Source organism: Agromyces sp. Leaf222 (assembly GCF_001421565.1).
Lineage (GTDB): Bacteria > Actinomycetota > Actinomycetes > Actinomycetales > Microbacteriaceae > Agromyces.
In genome coordinates, this window is the sequence record NZ_LMKQ01000002.1 from 291,446 (window position 1) to 305,495 (window position 14,050).

The 14,050-nt window shown below is 72.3% G+C and carries 10 protein-coding genes; 5 read left to right on the forward strand and 5 right to left on the reverse strand.

Annotation, left to right across the window (positions count from 1 at the left end):
• Positions 1-105: 105 nt before the first annotated feature.
• The 3 genes from ASE68_RS16210 to ASE68_RS16220 form a co-directional block, all read right to left on the reverse strand.
• The gene (locus ASE68_RS16210) at positions 106-585 is read right to left on the reverse strand and encodes a pyridoxamine 5'-phosphate oxidase family protein (RefSeq protein ID WP_055862088.1); all 480 of its coding nucleotides are present in this window, start codon (positions 583-585) and stop codon (positions 106-108) included.
• Between the two features lie 218 nt (positions 586-803).
• Positions 804-2,996, reverse strand: coding sequence for a glycosyl hydrolase 53 family protein (locus ASE68_RS16215; protein ID WP_082462423.1), 2,193 nt, complete (start codon positions 2,994-2,996; stop codon positions 804-806).
• A 146-nt stretch (positions 2,997-3,142) separates the two neighbouring features.
• Complete coding sequence (locus ASE68_RS16220; RefSeq protein WP_162238291.1) at positions 3,143-5,689, reverse strand: beta-galactosidase; 2,547 nt, start codon at positions 5,687-5,689, stop codon at positions 3,143-3,145.
• A gap of 195 nt (positions 5,690-5,884) precedes the next feature.
• Between ASE68_RS16220 and ASE68_RS16225 the strand changes: the two genes are divergently transcribed.
• The 4 genes from ASE68_RS16225 to ASE68_RS16240 all read left to right on the forward strand — a co-directional run bounded on the left by ASE68_RS16225 (position 5,885) and on the right by ASE68_RS16240 (position 10,387).
• A complete protein-coding gene (locus tag ASE68_RS16225) occupies positions 5,885-7,192 on the forward strand; it encodes an ABC transporter substrate-binding protein (protein WP_055862095.1) in 1,308 nt (435 codons plus the stop codon).
• A gap of 148 nt (positions 7,193-7,340) precedes the next feature.
• The gene (locus ASE68_RS16230; RefSeq protein WP_082462424.1) at positions 7,341-8,333 is read left to right on the forward strand and encodes a carbohydrate ABC transporter permease; all 993 of its coding nucleotides are present in this window, start codon (positions 7,341-7,343) and stop codon (positions 8,331-8,333) included.
• 3 nt (positions 8,334-8,336) lie between these two features.
• Positions 8,337-9,248 carry a carbohydrate ABC transporter permease gene (locus tag ASE68_RS16235; protein ID WP_055862099.1) on the forward strand — a complete coding sequence of 304 codons (912 nt, stop codon included), beginning with the start codon at positions 8,337-8,339 and terminating at the stop codon, positions 9,246-9,248.
• Between the two features lie 122 nt (positions 9,249-9,370).
• Entirely contained in the window at positions 9,371-10,387 is a 1,017-nt protein-coding gene (locus ASE68_RS16240) for a LacI family DNA-binding transcriptional regulator (protein WP_055862102.1), read from the forward strand.
• 161 nt (positions 10,388-10,548) lie between these two features.
• On the opposite strand, the gene ASE68_RS16245 is transcribed toward ASE68_RS16240, so the two are convergent.
• Positions 10,549-10,965 (reverse strand): CBS domain-containing protein, encoded by a 417-nt coding sequence (locus tag ASE68_RS16245; protein WP_055862105.1) that lies wholly within the window; start codon positions 10,963-10,965, stop codon positions 10,549-10,551.
• A 316-nt stretch (positions 10,966-11,281) separates the two neighbouring features.
• Here ASE68_RS16245 and ASE68_RS16250 point away from each other — a divergent pair, with 316 nt between their 5' ends.
• A complete protein-coding gene (locus ASE68_RS16250) occupies positions 11,282-13,495 on the forward strand; it encodes a hypothetical protein (protein ID WP_055862108.1) in 2,214 nt (737 codons plus the stop codon).
• A gap of 20 nt (positions 13,496-13,515) precedes the next feature.
• Here the strand turns inward: ASE68_RS16250 and ASE68_RS16255 are convergent, their stop codons facing one another.
• Entirely contained in the window at positions 13,516-13,962 is a 447-nt protein-coding gene (locus ASE68_RS16255) for a hypothetical protein (RefSeq protein WP_055862110.1), read from the reverse strand.
• Between the last annotated feature and the right edge of the window lie 88 nt (positions 13,963-14,050).

The window sequence follows — 14,050 nt, forward strand, 5'->3', positions numbered from 1 at the left end:
GCGGCGGCTCCCGGATCTCGGGGGCCGCCGCGTTGCGTTTCGGGCGGCGCTCGGTGCTCGGCTTGCGGATGTCGCGGCATCGCGCCGAGGCATCCGCTCGTCGGCTCACCAGGCGATGAGCTTCTCGGGGGTGACGCGGATGATCGTGCTGTACTTCGCCGCCATCGACTCGAGCGTGAGCTTCAGCGGCGGCAGGTCGTGCTCGTACTTCGCGAGGTAGGCCTCGCCGATCGCCGGCAGCCACGAGGTCGCGGCCTCGCCCAGCACCTCGGCGGTGCCCTGCAACACGGTGAGCTGCTCTTCGTCGTGGCCGGACTCGAGGTGCACGAGCACGCGCCCGTCGCGGGTCGCGTTGCGCACCTTGACCGCGCTCGGCTCGCTCAGGATCACGACGGCGCCGTCATGCCAGAGGAACCACACCGGCACCGCGTGCGGGTAGCCGCTGCGACTCGTCGTGCCGAGCCACGCGATGCGCTCGCTCGCGAGGCGCGAGAGCGCGCGGGCGTGCACATCGTTCTCGGGGTCGAACGCGAACGGTTCGACGGTCGTGCGGTCGGTGGTGGCGGATGCTGCGTGGTCGGTCATCGAGGATCCTTCCGTCGATTCCGAGCCTACGTCGCGCCTCCGACACGCTGATGGAGTACGCCGAGCGGTCACGTTCTGCTGGTCCAGGCGGGTGCAGGGCAGCAGATGGTGACCACTCGGCGGGATGGCGCGGCGCGGCGCGAAGGGGGCCGCGCGAAGGGGGGCCGCGCGAAGGGGGCCGCGCGACGGGTGCCGAGCGCCCGCCGCGCCGGCGCCGCCTACTTCACCCGCTTCAGCTGCAGCACCGCCTTCGCGATGACGGCGGTCGCGAGCACGACGTCGCGCTGGGTGGCGCGCGACCCCGCGAGCACGACCTCGCCCACGGCGACCGCGTCGTCGAGCCTGGCGACGGATGCCGCGGTGAACCGGTCGCGATCGAGGCGCGCCGCGCCCGCGAGGGCGACGTCGAGCAGCTTCGTGCGCACGGTCGTGGCGGGCTCGACGCGCACGAGTCGCACGTCGTCGAACACGCCCCATGCCCCGCCGCTCAGCGAGAACACGGCCGAGACGGTGACGACCCCGTCGCTGCCGACGACGACCGAGGGCGCAGTCGCGGTGTGGAACTCGTTCCACGCTGTGAACTGCATCGGGGCGCTCCACGTGCCGGCCGAGGTCGTCGCCGAGAGCACGCGCGAGTCGGTGGCCGGGCTGTTCGTGCCCTGCGTCGTCGCCTGCAGCGAGTAGGTTCCGGCGGGCACGCCCGTGATGGTCTGGGTCGCCGAGGCCTGGTACGCGGAACCGTTCCAGAAGGTCACGGCGGTGCCGCCGTCGGGGGCATCCGACGTCGGGTTCGGCCATGCATATCCGCCGAAGGTCCATGCGCCGTGGTCGGCGGCCTCGAAGCTGTGGTCCACCACGAAGTTCTTCGCGAGCACGGTGACCGTCGCCGTGACCTTCAGCCCGGAGGCGGTCGTGCCCGGGATCGCGTACTCGCCCGGACCGCGGATCCACGACAGGGCGCTGCTCCACGTCACGGCGGGGTGCTCGACCGTGCCGTCGTTGTACGACACGTCGAGGGTCGACGGCAGCACGACGGGCGAGCCGTCGGTCGCGGTGACCTCGACCGCGCCGACCTGCGTGATCACGCGCGGCGCGACCGCACCCGTGCGCGCGTACTCGAACGTGCGCAGCGACTCGAGTGCCGTCCCGTCGAAGCCGAAGAGGGCCTGGTTGTCCCACGCGGATCCGCCGTGGAACTCGCCGACGTGCACGGGGTCGTAGTCGGATGCGGCCGAGGTGGCCCATCCCGATCCGTCGCGTTCCCAGAGCACGGCGTTCGCCGCGGCATCCGTCGCCGGCCCGACCGGAACCCACGCGGGCTCCCAGTAGAAGACGCCGACGCCCGCCGAGCCCACGGCCGAGACGGCTGCGATCACGTCGCGGAGTTCGGTCGCCTGGCCCTGCACGCTCGCCGGGTACTGGTCGGTGATCGTTCCCGACCCGATGACGTTGGCGTATCCGTCGCCGTCGTCGAGGGTGTGCGCCCATGACGTCTCGGCGACCATGACCTGCTTGCCGTAGGTCGTCGCGACCTGGGTCAGCGCCGCGGTGAGGTTCGCCGTCGTGCCGTGCCAGTACGGGTAGTACGAGCTTGCGAACACGTCGTAGTCGACGCCGAACTGCGCGAGGCCGGCGGCGTAGGTCGCATACCGGTTCGGCGTCTCGGGGTTCGTGAAGTGCACGGCCACGAGCGCGTCGGGCAGCACCTCGCGCACCGCGCTGCTGCCGGCCTGGATCAGGTCGGCGAACGTCTCGTCGATCGCGGTGCCCGCGCGCGTGTACCCGGCGATGGCGTTGTTCGTCTCATTGCCGACCTGCACCATCGTCACGTCGACGCCCGCGTCCTCGAAGGACTGCAGCGTCTCGGCCGTGTAGTCGTGCAGCGCCGTCTCGAGCGCAGGTGCGTCGAGCCCGGCCCACGCCTTGGGCGCGAGCTGGCGGGCGGGGTCGGCCCAGAAGTCCGAGTAGTGGAAGTCCACGAGCACGCTGAGACCCGCGGAGGTCGCGCGCTCGCCGATCTCGACGGCGCGCGCCGCATCGACGTTGCCGCCGCCGTAGCCGCGACCCGAGGCGTCGAACGGGTCGTTCCACACGCGGATGCGCACGGTGTTCACGCCGCTGTCGGCGAGCACGTCGAACAGGTCGGCCGGCTGCCCAGCGGCATCCCGGAACACCACCCCGCTCTCCTCGAGCGAGAGCACCGACGACACGTCGACGCCGTTCACGAAGTCGGGCGAGAGCCCGTCGACCTTCTGCACGAAGATGCCGGCGTCGACCGGGCCGTCGTCGGCTGTTCCGTTCGCGGCGTCGGCCGCCCACGCCGCGGGCGTCAGCGCCGCCCCGGTCAGGGCGATGCCGAGCGCCGCGGCGACCGCGACGCCTCCGCGCCCTCTCGTCGTTCGGTTCCACATGGTGCCACTCCTCTCAGACGGCGGCCCGCGGGTCGGCCCGTCATGAGGAGAGCGGATGCCGCGGCGCTGCGGTTTCGCGCTCCGTCCGGTCGGGCGGGGCGCGGGTGGTGCTGATGGTGCTGGTGGGGTCGGTGGTGCGGGTCAGCTCACGGCTGTTCCAGCCAGAGCGGGGCCTCGACGAGTCGCACGGACCCGAGCGAGACGAGCGGTGCGCCGGGTGCTTCGGTCGCGGCAGCGGCGCGTCGGGTGGCGGCGCCCTCGGGCAGGTGCACGGATGCCGCGGCGTGCAGCGGCACGATGCGCAGCGTCAGCTCCGAGTCGGGTGCGAGGTCGAGGGCGTCGAGTCCGATGATCCAGGTCGTGCCGTCCCAGAAGCGATCGGCGACGACGAGGCCGTCGACCTCGAGGCGGGCGACGTCGCCGGCCCACTCGATCTCGAGGGTGCGGCTCGCACTGCCGCGCTCGGGCAGCCAGAACGTCCACGCCGTGCCGTGTCGTGCGACCTCGGCCCTCGAGGGTGCCGAGGCGCGTCCGTGGCGCTCGCCGAAGCTCGCGGGCGGGGCCTCGCCGGGGGTCGGGGCGCCGGTCGCGACGCGCCCGCCCGAGCCGGTGCCCGAGCCGGTGCCCGAGCCGGTGCCCGAGGCGGTGCCCGTAGCGCTCCCGGCGCTCCCCGGCGAGCCGTCGGCCTCGGCCGCCACGACGAGCGGCTCGAACCGCCCGAGCAGCGGCAGGTACTCTCGCACCTCGGGGCGCTCGGCGGCGCGGGCGGCGATCCAGCCGTCGGCGCTCTCGAACAGGGCGTCGGCCGAGAGCGCGAGCCGGCGGTCGCCGCTCGCCTCCAGCACCCACACGTCGTCGGCGGATGCCGCGGGCAGCACGAGCACCGTGAGCCGGCCGTCGCCCTGCGCGAGTTCGACGCGCAGCGGCTGCGAGGCGTCGACGCGCAGGATGCCGGGGGCCGGTGAGGCGACGTCCGAGGTGGCGCCCGCGGCCTCAGCGGGCGGCTCGGCGGCGAACACGCCGAGCAGCTCGGCCGCCGTCGCGAGCTCGACGGGGATGCCGGCCTCGGCGACGAGCACGAGGGTCGGCGGCAGCGCGTCGAGCGGGCCGTCGGCGCCGAGCGCGGGGCCGGTGGCGGGCAGCACCGTGAGCGGTGACGCGGTCGCCCAGTCGAGGTGCACGCCGCCGAGCTCGAGGTGCAGCGGCCAGCGGGCGATGGTGCCGGGCGCGACGGTGACGGGTTCGTGCGGCAGCACGAGCGAGCCGGCACGTGCGTCGTCGTCGCCGAGCGGCGCCGCCGCGGCATCCGGACCAGTGGACTCGGATGTGCGGGTGCGGACGAGCGCCACCTCGAACTGCACGTCGTGCACGGGCGCGAGCGGCACGTGCGGCTGCTGCCAGGTGATGAACAGCCAGCCGGATGCCCCGTCGCTGCGCAATGCCCAGCGCAGCGTCTCGGTGTCGTCGACGTTCGTCGGGTGGTGCGCCGGCAGGGTCGAGGGCATGGGGGCGAGCCGGTCGCCGAACGCGGCGAGGAACGCGTGCTGGCGGCGGAGCGCGGCGTGGCTCGGGCCGAGGCGCCCCGCCGCACCGATCGGCGCATGGAAGTCGTAGTCGAACTCGGGAAGGTCGTTGGGGTAGTCGGTCGCGTGCGACTCCTGCAGGCCGGGTGCCGGGTTCATGCCGCCGGCGTACATGTAGTAGCCCTGCCAGCCCGAGCCGTTGCCGATCTTGGTGTTGGCGACGGCCGCGATGTCGGCGCCGCCGAGCAGCGGGCGCCGGTGGTAGGCGGTCGCCATGCCGCCGCCGAGCTCGCAGGTCGCGGCCGGGAAGGAGGCCGAGGGCAGGCGCGGCGTCTCGGGGCGGCGGCCGATGCCGGGGTGCGCGCGCAGGTCGGCGCCGATGCCGGGGTCGTCCCACGTGTGGGAGAAGAAGAAGTGCTCGCGGAACGTCGTGTCCCAGTCGTGGTCGGCGTCGACCCAGAAGCCGTCGCCGTAGCCGCCGTAGAGGGGGAGCACCTCGCCGTCGGGCAGCTCGGCGCCACCCCAGGCGGTGGCCGTGTAGATCGGGGCGACGAGCCCGTGCCGGCGCGCGATCGCCTTGAGCGTGGTGAGGTGGCCGGGCTGGTCGTAGAGCTCGTTGTCGAGTTGGATCGCGATGACGTTGCTCGACGGACCGCAGAGCGGCGCCAGCTGCTCGCCGAGCGCGGCGAACCAGGGCTCGACGAGCGCGAGGTAGCCGGGGTCGTCGGTGCGGTGGGCGACCGGCGCCTGCTGCACCCAATCGGGGAACCCGCCGTTGCGGGTCTCGCCGTGGATCCACGGGCCGATGCGCAGCACGACGTCGAGGCCGGCGTCGGCCGCCGTGCGCACGAAGGCGGCCGCGTCGAGGTGGCCCTCGAAGCTGATCTCGCCCTGCACGGGCTCGTGGTGGTTCCAGATGAGGTACGAGGCGACGACCGTCACGCCGCCCGCGCGCATGAGGCGCAGGCGCTCGCTCCACTCCGCGCGGGGGATGCGGCTGTAGTGCAGCTCGCCCGAGACCGGGATCACGGGCACGCCGCGCTGCTCGACGTAGCGGTTCGTGAGCGAGATGCGCTCGTGCCGGTCGACCTCGGTGCCCATCGCGGGGCGCGTGAGCGGCTCGGCCCACGGCTCGTGCGCCACGGTGAACCGCGCGGTCTGCAAAGGCATGGGCATTCTCCCTCGAATCTGTGTGCGCTCACAGTTCTAGCACAGCAATCCCGCTCTGCAACATCACGAATACGAGAGTTGACAGTCAATAGCTGGCTGTGTATTACTGGGATCGCTCACAGGCACGCTGACGTCCTTCTGGTCGCGCGGGCCCCACGGGGCATCCGCAATCACAGCTTTCGACAAGGAGGACGAATGCGTTCCACAATCCGTACGGGTGCGGTCGCCGCCATCGCCGCCGCCGCGCTCATCTTGACCGGCTGCTCGGCCGACAGCGCATCGGAGGGCACCGCCGACGACCCGATCGAGCTCACCTACTGGGCCTGGGCGCCCAACCTCGACAAGGTCGTCGACCTCTGGAACTCCGAGCACCCCGAGATCCAGGTCACCGTCAACAAGCAGGACGGCGGCGACCCCGCCATCACCAAGCTCCTGACCGCGATCAAGGCCGGCAGCGGCGCACCCGACCTGATCCAGGCCGAGTACCAGAAGATCCCGACGCTCGTCGCCTCCGACGCGCTCGCCGACATCGCCGGATCCGTCGGCGACGACGTGGCCGGCCAGTTCCCCGACGGGGTCTGGCAGTCCGTCACGCTCGGTGGCGACGCCGTGTACGCCGTGCCGCAGGACACCGGCCCCATGATGTTCTTCTACCGCGCCGACCTGTTCGAGCAGTACGGCCTCACCGTGCCCACCACGTGGGACGAGTACGCCGAGACCGCACGTGCGCTGCACGCCGCAGACCCCACCAAGTACCTCGGCACCTTCTCGGCCAACGACGCCGGCTGGTTCGCCGGCCTCTCGCAGCAGGCGAAGGCCGAGTGGTGGTCGATCGACGGCGACAGCTGGGGCGTCGGCATCGACGAGGAGCCCACGCAGACGGTCGCCTCGTACTGGGGCGGACTCGTCGCCGAAGGCGCGATCGACAACAAGCCGATGTACACGCCCGAGTGGAACGCCGGACTCAACGACGGCACCCAGGTCGGCTGGCTCGGCGCCGTCTGGGGCCCCGGCGTGCTCTCGGGCAACGCCCCCGACACGGCCGGCCTCTGGGAGGCCGCGACCCTGCCCACGTGGGACGGCGACGTCTCCAACGGCAACTGGGGCGGATCGTCCACGGCCGTCACCTCGCAGTCCGAGAACGTCGACGCCGCGACCGAGTTCGCGACCTGGCTGAACACCGACCCCGAGGCCGTCGCCTCGCTCGTCGAGCAGACCGGCATCTACCCCGCAGCGACGGATGCCGCGGCATCCGTGCTCACCGAGGCGCCCGAGTTCTTCAGCAACCAGCCCGACTTCTACGACGTCGCCGCCGAGGCGGCACAGGCCGTCGCGCCGTTCACCTACGGACCCAACGTCAACGTCGCGTTCAGCGCGTACAACGACGAGTTCGCGAAGGCGGCCGAGGCGAAGACCGTCGACGCGTTCCTCGCCGCGGTCACCGCGATGCAGAAGACGACGATCGACGACCTGAAGGCCGGCGGCTTCGCGGTCTCCGAGTAGCCGGTCCGCCGGTTCCGCCGGTCGAGTAGGCGCGCCAGCGCCGTATCGAGACCAGACCATGCGCAGAGGTCTCGATACGCTTCGCTACTCGACCGGCGGCCCTCGACCGGCATCCGCCCGCCCGTTCCACCCAGGAAGGACCCGAACCATGACCGCCACGGTCGACGCCCCTCGCGGCGACACCCCGCCGGCCACGCCGGCCCCGCGGCATCCGCGTGCCGAGCGCAGCCCGAAGCGTCGTGCGAAGGGGGCGCTCACGCCGTGGCTGATGCTCGCTCCCGGCATCACGCTCTTCACGGTGTTCATGGCCGCGCCGATCCTGTACACGTTCGTGCTGTCGTTCCAGAAGGAGCAGGTGAAGGGACTCGGCCTCGGCGGCGACTCGCGCACCCGCGAGTTCGCGGGCCTCGAGAACTACGTCGCGACCTTCTCGGACCCCGAGTTCCTGGCGAGCGTCGGCCGCGTGCTGCTCTACGGGCTCATCCTCGTGCCGACCATGCTCGGCCTCGCGCTGCTCTTCGCGCTGCTGCTCGACGCCCGCCGCACCGGCGCGAAGGGATTCAGCCGGGTCTCGATCTTCCTGCCCTACGCGGTGCCTGCGGTCATCTCGTCGCTGCTCTGGGGCTTCCTCTACCTGCCGGCCGTGAGCCCGTTCTACTGGATCTTCGAACAACTCGGCTGGGACGACGTTCCGTCGCTGCTCTCGCCGGGGCTCGTGATCTTCGCGATCGCGAACATCGGGCTGTGGGGCGGCGTCGGCTTCAACATGATCGTGATGTACACCTCGCTCAAGGCGGTGCCGAGCGACATCTACGAGGCCGCGCGCATCGACGGCGCATCCGAGGTGCAGATCGCGTGGCGCATCAAGGTGCCGATCATCATGCCGGCGCTCATCATGACCGCGCTGTTCTCGATGATCGCGACGCTCCAGGTCTTCGCCGAGCCCACCACGCTGCGTCCGCTCACGAACAGCCTCTCGACGAGCTGGTCGCCGCTCATGTTCGTCTACCGCGATGCGTTCACGCGCGACGACATCTACTCCGCCGCGGCCACCTCGATCATCATCGCGCTCGCGACCTTCGCGATCTCGTTCCTCTTCCTCCGCGTCGTGCAGCGACGCGCCTTCGGTCAGGAGGACTGAACCATGTCCGTCACCACCGAGACCAGGGCCGCCCTCGTGCCCGACCTCGCCGGCAGCGCCGGGCGACGCGCCCCGAAGGACTCGCGCGTGCCCGTGGCCGTCGGCTCGACCGCCGTGCTGCTGCTCGGCGCCGTCTACTGCCTGCTGCCCGTCGCCTGGGTGCTCATCGCCTCGACGAAGGACGCCTCGGAGCTGTTCTCGACGTTCACGTTCGCGCCGTCGACGCACCTCTGGGACAACATCGTCGACCTCACGGCCTACCGCGACGGCCTGTACTGGCGGTGGATGCTGAACACCGCCCTCTACGCCGGCGTCGGCGCCGTGATCTCGACGTACATCTCGGCGCTGTCGGGCTACGCGCTCGCGAAGTACGTGTTCCCCGGCAAGGCCACGGTGTTCCGCATCCTGCTCATGGGCGTGCTCGTGCCCGGCGTGATCCTCGCGATCCCGCAGTACCTCCTGCTCGCGCAGGTCGGCCTCACGAACACGTACTGGTCGGTGCTGCTGCCGCAGTTGATCAGCCCCTACGGCATCTACCTCGCGCGTATCTACGCGGCCGCCGCCGTGCCGACCGACATCATCGAGTCGGCGCGCACCGAGGGTGCCCGCGAGCTGTTCATCTTCCACCGCATCGCCCTGCCCATGATGGGGCCGGGACTCGTGACGATCTTCCTCTTCCAGTTCGTCGCGGTGTGGAACAACTTCATGCTGCCGTACATCATGCTCGGCGACGACCGGCTGTTCCCGATCACCGTCGGCCTCTCGGGCCTGCTCAACCAGGGCGCGTCGCTGCCGTCGATGTACACGCTCGTCATCACGGGCGCGCTGCTGTCGATCGTGCCGCTCATCGCGCTGTTCCTCGTGCTGCAGCGGTACTGGCGGGTCGACCTCGCCGCCGGCGCGGTCAAGGCGTGAGCCGAGCGGATGCCGCGGGGCCGGCGCCCGACGGCGGGGCGGATGCCGCGGCGCGAGTGCCGGGCCCAGCCGCCCGTTCGGGTGGCGGGCGTTCGGGCACCGGCCGCACCTACACTGGCCACGTGAGCGAGCACGCGCCGAAGCGGCGACCGACCATCGAGGATGTCGCGCGCGAGTCCGGCGTCTCGCGGGGCACCGTGTCGCGCGTGCTCAACGGCGGGCACTGGGTGAGCCCGCCCGCGCGCGAGGCGGTCGAGCAGGCCATCAAGCGCACGGGCTACCGCATCAACCCGCACGCCCGAAACCTCGCCACCGCTCGAGCGAACTCGGTGGCGTTCCTGCTCACCGAGTCGCACGACCGCCTGTTCGAGGACCCGAACTTCTCGGTGCTCATGCGCTCGGCGGCCGATGCACTCGCCGAGCGCGACCTGCCGCTCGTGCTGCTCATGGCCGGATCCGACGACGAGCAGCGGCGTGCGACCGACTTCATCATGGGCGGCCACGTCGACGGCGCCCTGCTCGTCTCGTCGCACCGCGGACGCGAGGGGTTCCTCAAGCGCCTCGTCGAGGCCGAGGTTCCGGTCGTCTCGTGCGGCGTGCCGCTCGGCTACGAGCGCCGCATCGGCTTCGTCTCGGCCGACGACCGCGACGGCGCGCGCGACGTCGTGTCGTACCTGCGCGCGCAGGGCCGCGAGCGCGTCGCGACGATCACCGGACCGCAGGACACCTCGGGCGGCGTCGGCCGGCTCGAGGGCTATCGCGAGGAGCTCGGCTCCGAATACGACGAGCGGTACGTCGCGTTCGGCGACTACTCGCGCTCGAGCGGCGCACGCGCCATGGAGCTCCTGCTCGAGCAGGCGCCCGACCTCGACGCCGTCTTCGCCGCGAACGACATGATGGCGGCCGGCGCGCTCGACGTGCTCAAGGCCCGCGGGCGTCGCGTGCCAGACGACGTCGCCGTCGCCGGCTTCGACGACGCCCCCATCGCGACTCGCCTCGACCCCCAGCTGACGACCATGCGCCAGCCCTTCGACCGCATCGCGCACGAGATGGTGCGCATGCTGCTCGACGTGTTCGACGGCCGGCCGGCCGGCCGCATGACCCTGCCGACCGAGCTCGTGGTGCGCGAGTCGGCCTGACGCCGGGCGGCGCCGACACGCTGGTGAGGTCCGCCGAGTGGTCACGTTCTGCTGCTCTGGGCCGGCACGAGACAGCAGATCCTGACCGCTCGGCGGCGCGGCGCGGCGCGGCGGGATGCCCGCGGCGCGGCGGGATGCCCGCGGCGCACCTGGCGCGGCCCTCAGTCCTCCGAGATCTCCGCCACCGTCTCGGCGGTCTCGGTCGCCGAGAGCGAGAGGGCGATGTCGGCCTGGCTGATGATGCCGACGAGGTCGTGCCCGTCGATCACCGGAAGGCGGCGCACCTGGTGCTGCTGCATCGTCTCCAGCGCCTCGCGGATGTCGTCGTCGGCGCCGATCGTCACGGGCTTGCCCTCGCCGAGGCTTCCGGCGGTCACGGTGGCGGGGTCGCCGCCGTCGGCGAGGCACTTCACCACGATGTCGCGGTCGGTGAGCATGCCCTTCAGCCGGTCGTCGTTGCCGCAGATGGGCAGCGCGCCGACGTCGAGGTCGCGCAGCATCCTGGCCGCCTCGACGAGCGTCTGATCCTCCTTCACGCAGGTCACGTCGGGGGTCATGAGGTCGCGTGCCAGGGTCATCCGGTGCTCCAATCATCGCGGGGGTATGCGCTGCATCGTAGGCACGCTCGCGTCCGGGCCGCCCGGGGGTTGACGTGGCGGCATCGAGCGGTGCGGATGCCGCGGGCGGACGCCTTCGCGTCAGGCAGACGTGCGCGGGTCAGGCCGTTCGCAGCGCATCCGGCCTGATCCGCGCGCGATCGCCTGAATCCGGGCACTCCTGCGTACCTTTTCGGGCAGGCCACTGGCCGCGAGCGGGCGGCGGCGCTACCTTCGACGTGCGCGGGGGACCGCCCGGTCCGAGCGCGGGGAAACGTCCGAGCGCGGGGGAGCGTCGATGGCGGTGCGGGTCTGCGAGGTGTGCGGGGAGGCCAACGAGCCGTCCGCACGCTTCTGCCGTGTCTGCGACGCGTACCTCGGATGGGACTCCGGCGCTGCGACCCTCGACGGCGAACCGCTCACCGGCACCATTCCGACGGTCATCGATCCGGCGGTCGCCGACGCCGACGCCGACGCCGCAGCCGCAGGCCCAGCCCCGACGCCGACCCCCGCTCCGACCGAGACGGCGCAGGGGACGGATGCCGGAGCCGCACCGGGTGCGACCACAGCCGCCAAGGCGGCGACCGCGGAGACCGCCACCGCGGAGACCGGAGCCGCGGCCACGACCCCGATCGCCGCGACCGGCGCCGCAGCAGGGGCGGCCGCCGCAACACAGCCGGGTGCGACGAAGCCCGTGCCGGAGGCATCCGCCCCCGGACCGTCGGCGCCGTCGTCGACGACGCAGCCGCACCCCGCGGCATCCGCTCGCATCGAGGCGCCGGAGGCGGTGCTCGACATCATCGAGGCGACGGTCGGCCCGGGTGCGCCGGTCACGGTCGTGCTGCGGCTCACGAACCCGTCGTCGATCGTCGACGGCTACGCGATCGAGCCGGTCTCCCCGCCGCAGTGGCTCGAGTTCTCGCACGGGGACACGCACCTCATGCCCGACCAGGAGCTCGCGGTGCCGCTCGAGCTCGGACTGCGCGCCGACGTGCTCGTGCTCGCGCAGCGGGTCGCGCTGACGTTCCGGGTCTCCTCGCAGGCGGACCCCGACCGCAGCGTCGAGGTCGCGTTGCAGCTCACGGTGCCGCCGCTCGGTCCGAGCGCGACGCTCGAGGTGCGGCCGAGCCTCATCCGGCTCGAGGACCACGCCGCGGGCGAGTTCAGCGTGCGCCTCGACAACCGCGCGGCGAACTTCCCGCAGACGGTTCGCCTCACCGCCGCCGACGCGGAGGGTGTCGTGCGCTTCGCGTTCGCGCCCGACGTCGTCACGGTGCCGCCCGGCCAAGTGGTCGAGCTCGAGGTGTCGTTCACGGCCCCGGAGCCCGAGCCGGGCCGCGAGCTCAGCCGCCAGATCACCGTGGAGGCGGGCAACGACGCCGGTCGCGCCGCCGTGCCGTTGACGCTCGTGCAGCGCACCGCGGCCGAGCCGGTGGACGCGCCCGTGCGCGTGCGCATCGAACCCAGCTCGCTGCGCGTCGACCGCGGCAACACCGCCGACTTCGACGTGCTCCTCGACCACCGGGGCGGGCACAAGCAGGTGACGCTGTCGCTCGCCGGGCGCGACCCAGGGCGCGCGATCGGCTTCGCGTTCAGCTCGGCGCAGGTGGTGCTCGAGCCCGGAGCGGTCGCGCACGTGCGCGGGCGGCTCGCGGCGCCGGCTCCTCCGCGCGGCGGCACCGTGCAGTATCCGTTCTCGGTCGTCGCCTCCGACGGCGTGCAGGATGTCGAGGCCGCCGCCACGGTCGAGCTCACGTCACCGCCCGAGCCGATCCTCACCGCGGCGATCCGCCTCGATCCGCCGTCGCAGCTCGTCGTCAACGAACGCCAGGCGGTGTTCCAGGTGACCGTCGACAACCGTCGCGGCGTGGATCCGCTCGGAGTCCGCCTCGAGGGCGCGTCGGAGGACGGCACGGCCCGACTCACGTTCACGCCAGCGGAGCTCGTCGTCCCGCCTGGTCAGGGGGTCGTGTCGCGGCTCGTCGTCGACGCCCCGCGGCCAGAACCGTCGGAGTCGGCGACCCGCCGGTTCCGCGTGATCGCGACCGACGGCGTGCACTCGATCGAGGCCGACGCGGCGCTCACGCAGGCGAGCGCGGATCGGCGGCCCGTGACCAGTCGCATCCTCGTGACGATCGGCGGCCTGCTCGTGCTCATCGGGGCGTTCGCCGAGTGGTTCGCGAACTTCCCGCCGTTCCTGCCCTCGGTCGACCTCATCGGCGCGCTCGTGCGCGGCCAGCTGAACCTCGGCGACATCACGCTCTCGGAGCCGCCGATCCGCGTGTGGGTGATCCTGTTCGGCGCGCTCATGCTCCTCGGCATGATCGGCAAGTCGGGCAGGCTCACCCGGGTGAGCGCCGTGCTCATCGTGCTCGTGACGGTGGCCTGGCTGATCTTCCTCGCGGTCGCCGCGTTCGTGCCGCCGCTCGGGCTCGGGCTCTTCCTCATCTGGATCGGTTGCGTGCTCGGGTTCGTCGGCGGCATCCTCGCCCGGCCGCGGCCCGAGAACTGACCCGGCGCGACATCCGCAGCTCAGCCGCGACGCCGTGCGCGGTCGGGCGCGGTGCTCCAGAGCGCCCACGCGACGAGCACGGGCTGCAGGAACAGGCGGATGAACCGCGCCCGATCGGTGCGCATGAGCGGCGCCGGGCGTCCGGTGCGCCACTGGTGCACGTTGCCGGGGAACACGGCGACGAAGAACGCCGCGATCATCGCGCCGATGCGACGGCGCTCGCGCGGCAGGGCGACGACGGCGACGCCGAGCAGCACCTCGGCGGCACCCGACGCGACGACCACGCCGTCCTTGTCGATCGGCGCGACCTGCTCGACCCAGTCGGGCACCACGATGCGGTAGCCCCTGCGGGCCCAGAACAGGTGCGAGAGTCCCGCGAAGACGAGCAGGCCGGCGAGCAGCCACCTGGCGATCGAGCGGATGACGGTGAGCGGCCGGGTCGGGCGGTGGTTCGGGCGTCGGCGCATCGACCCAGTGTCGCACCGCGGCATCCGGGGAACCGATCTTTCGTGGATGTCGACGAACGGGTCGATTCACGGCCTCGGCGTTCGTCGT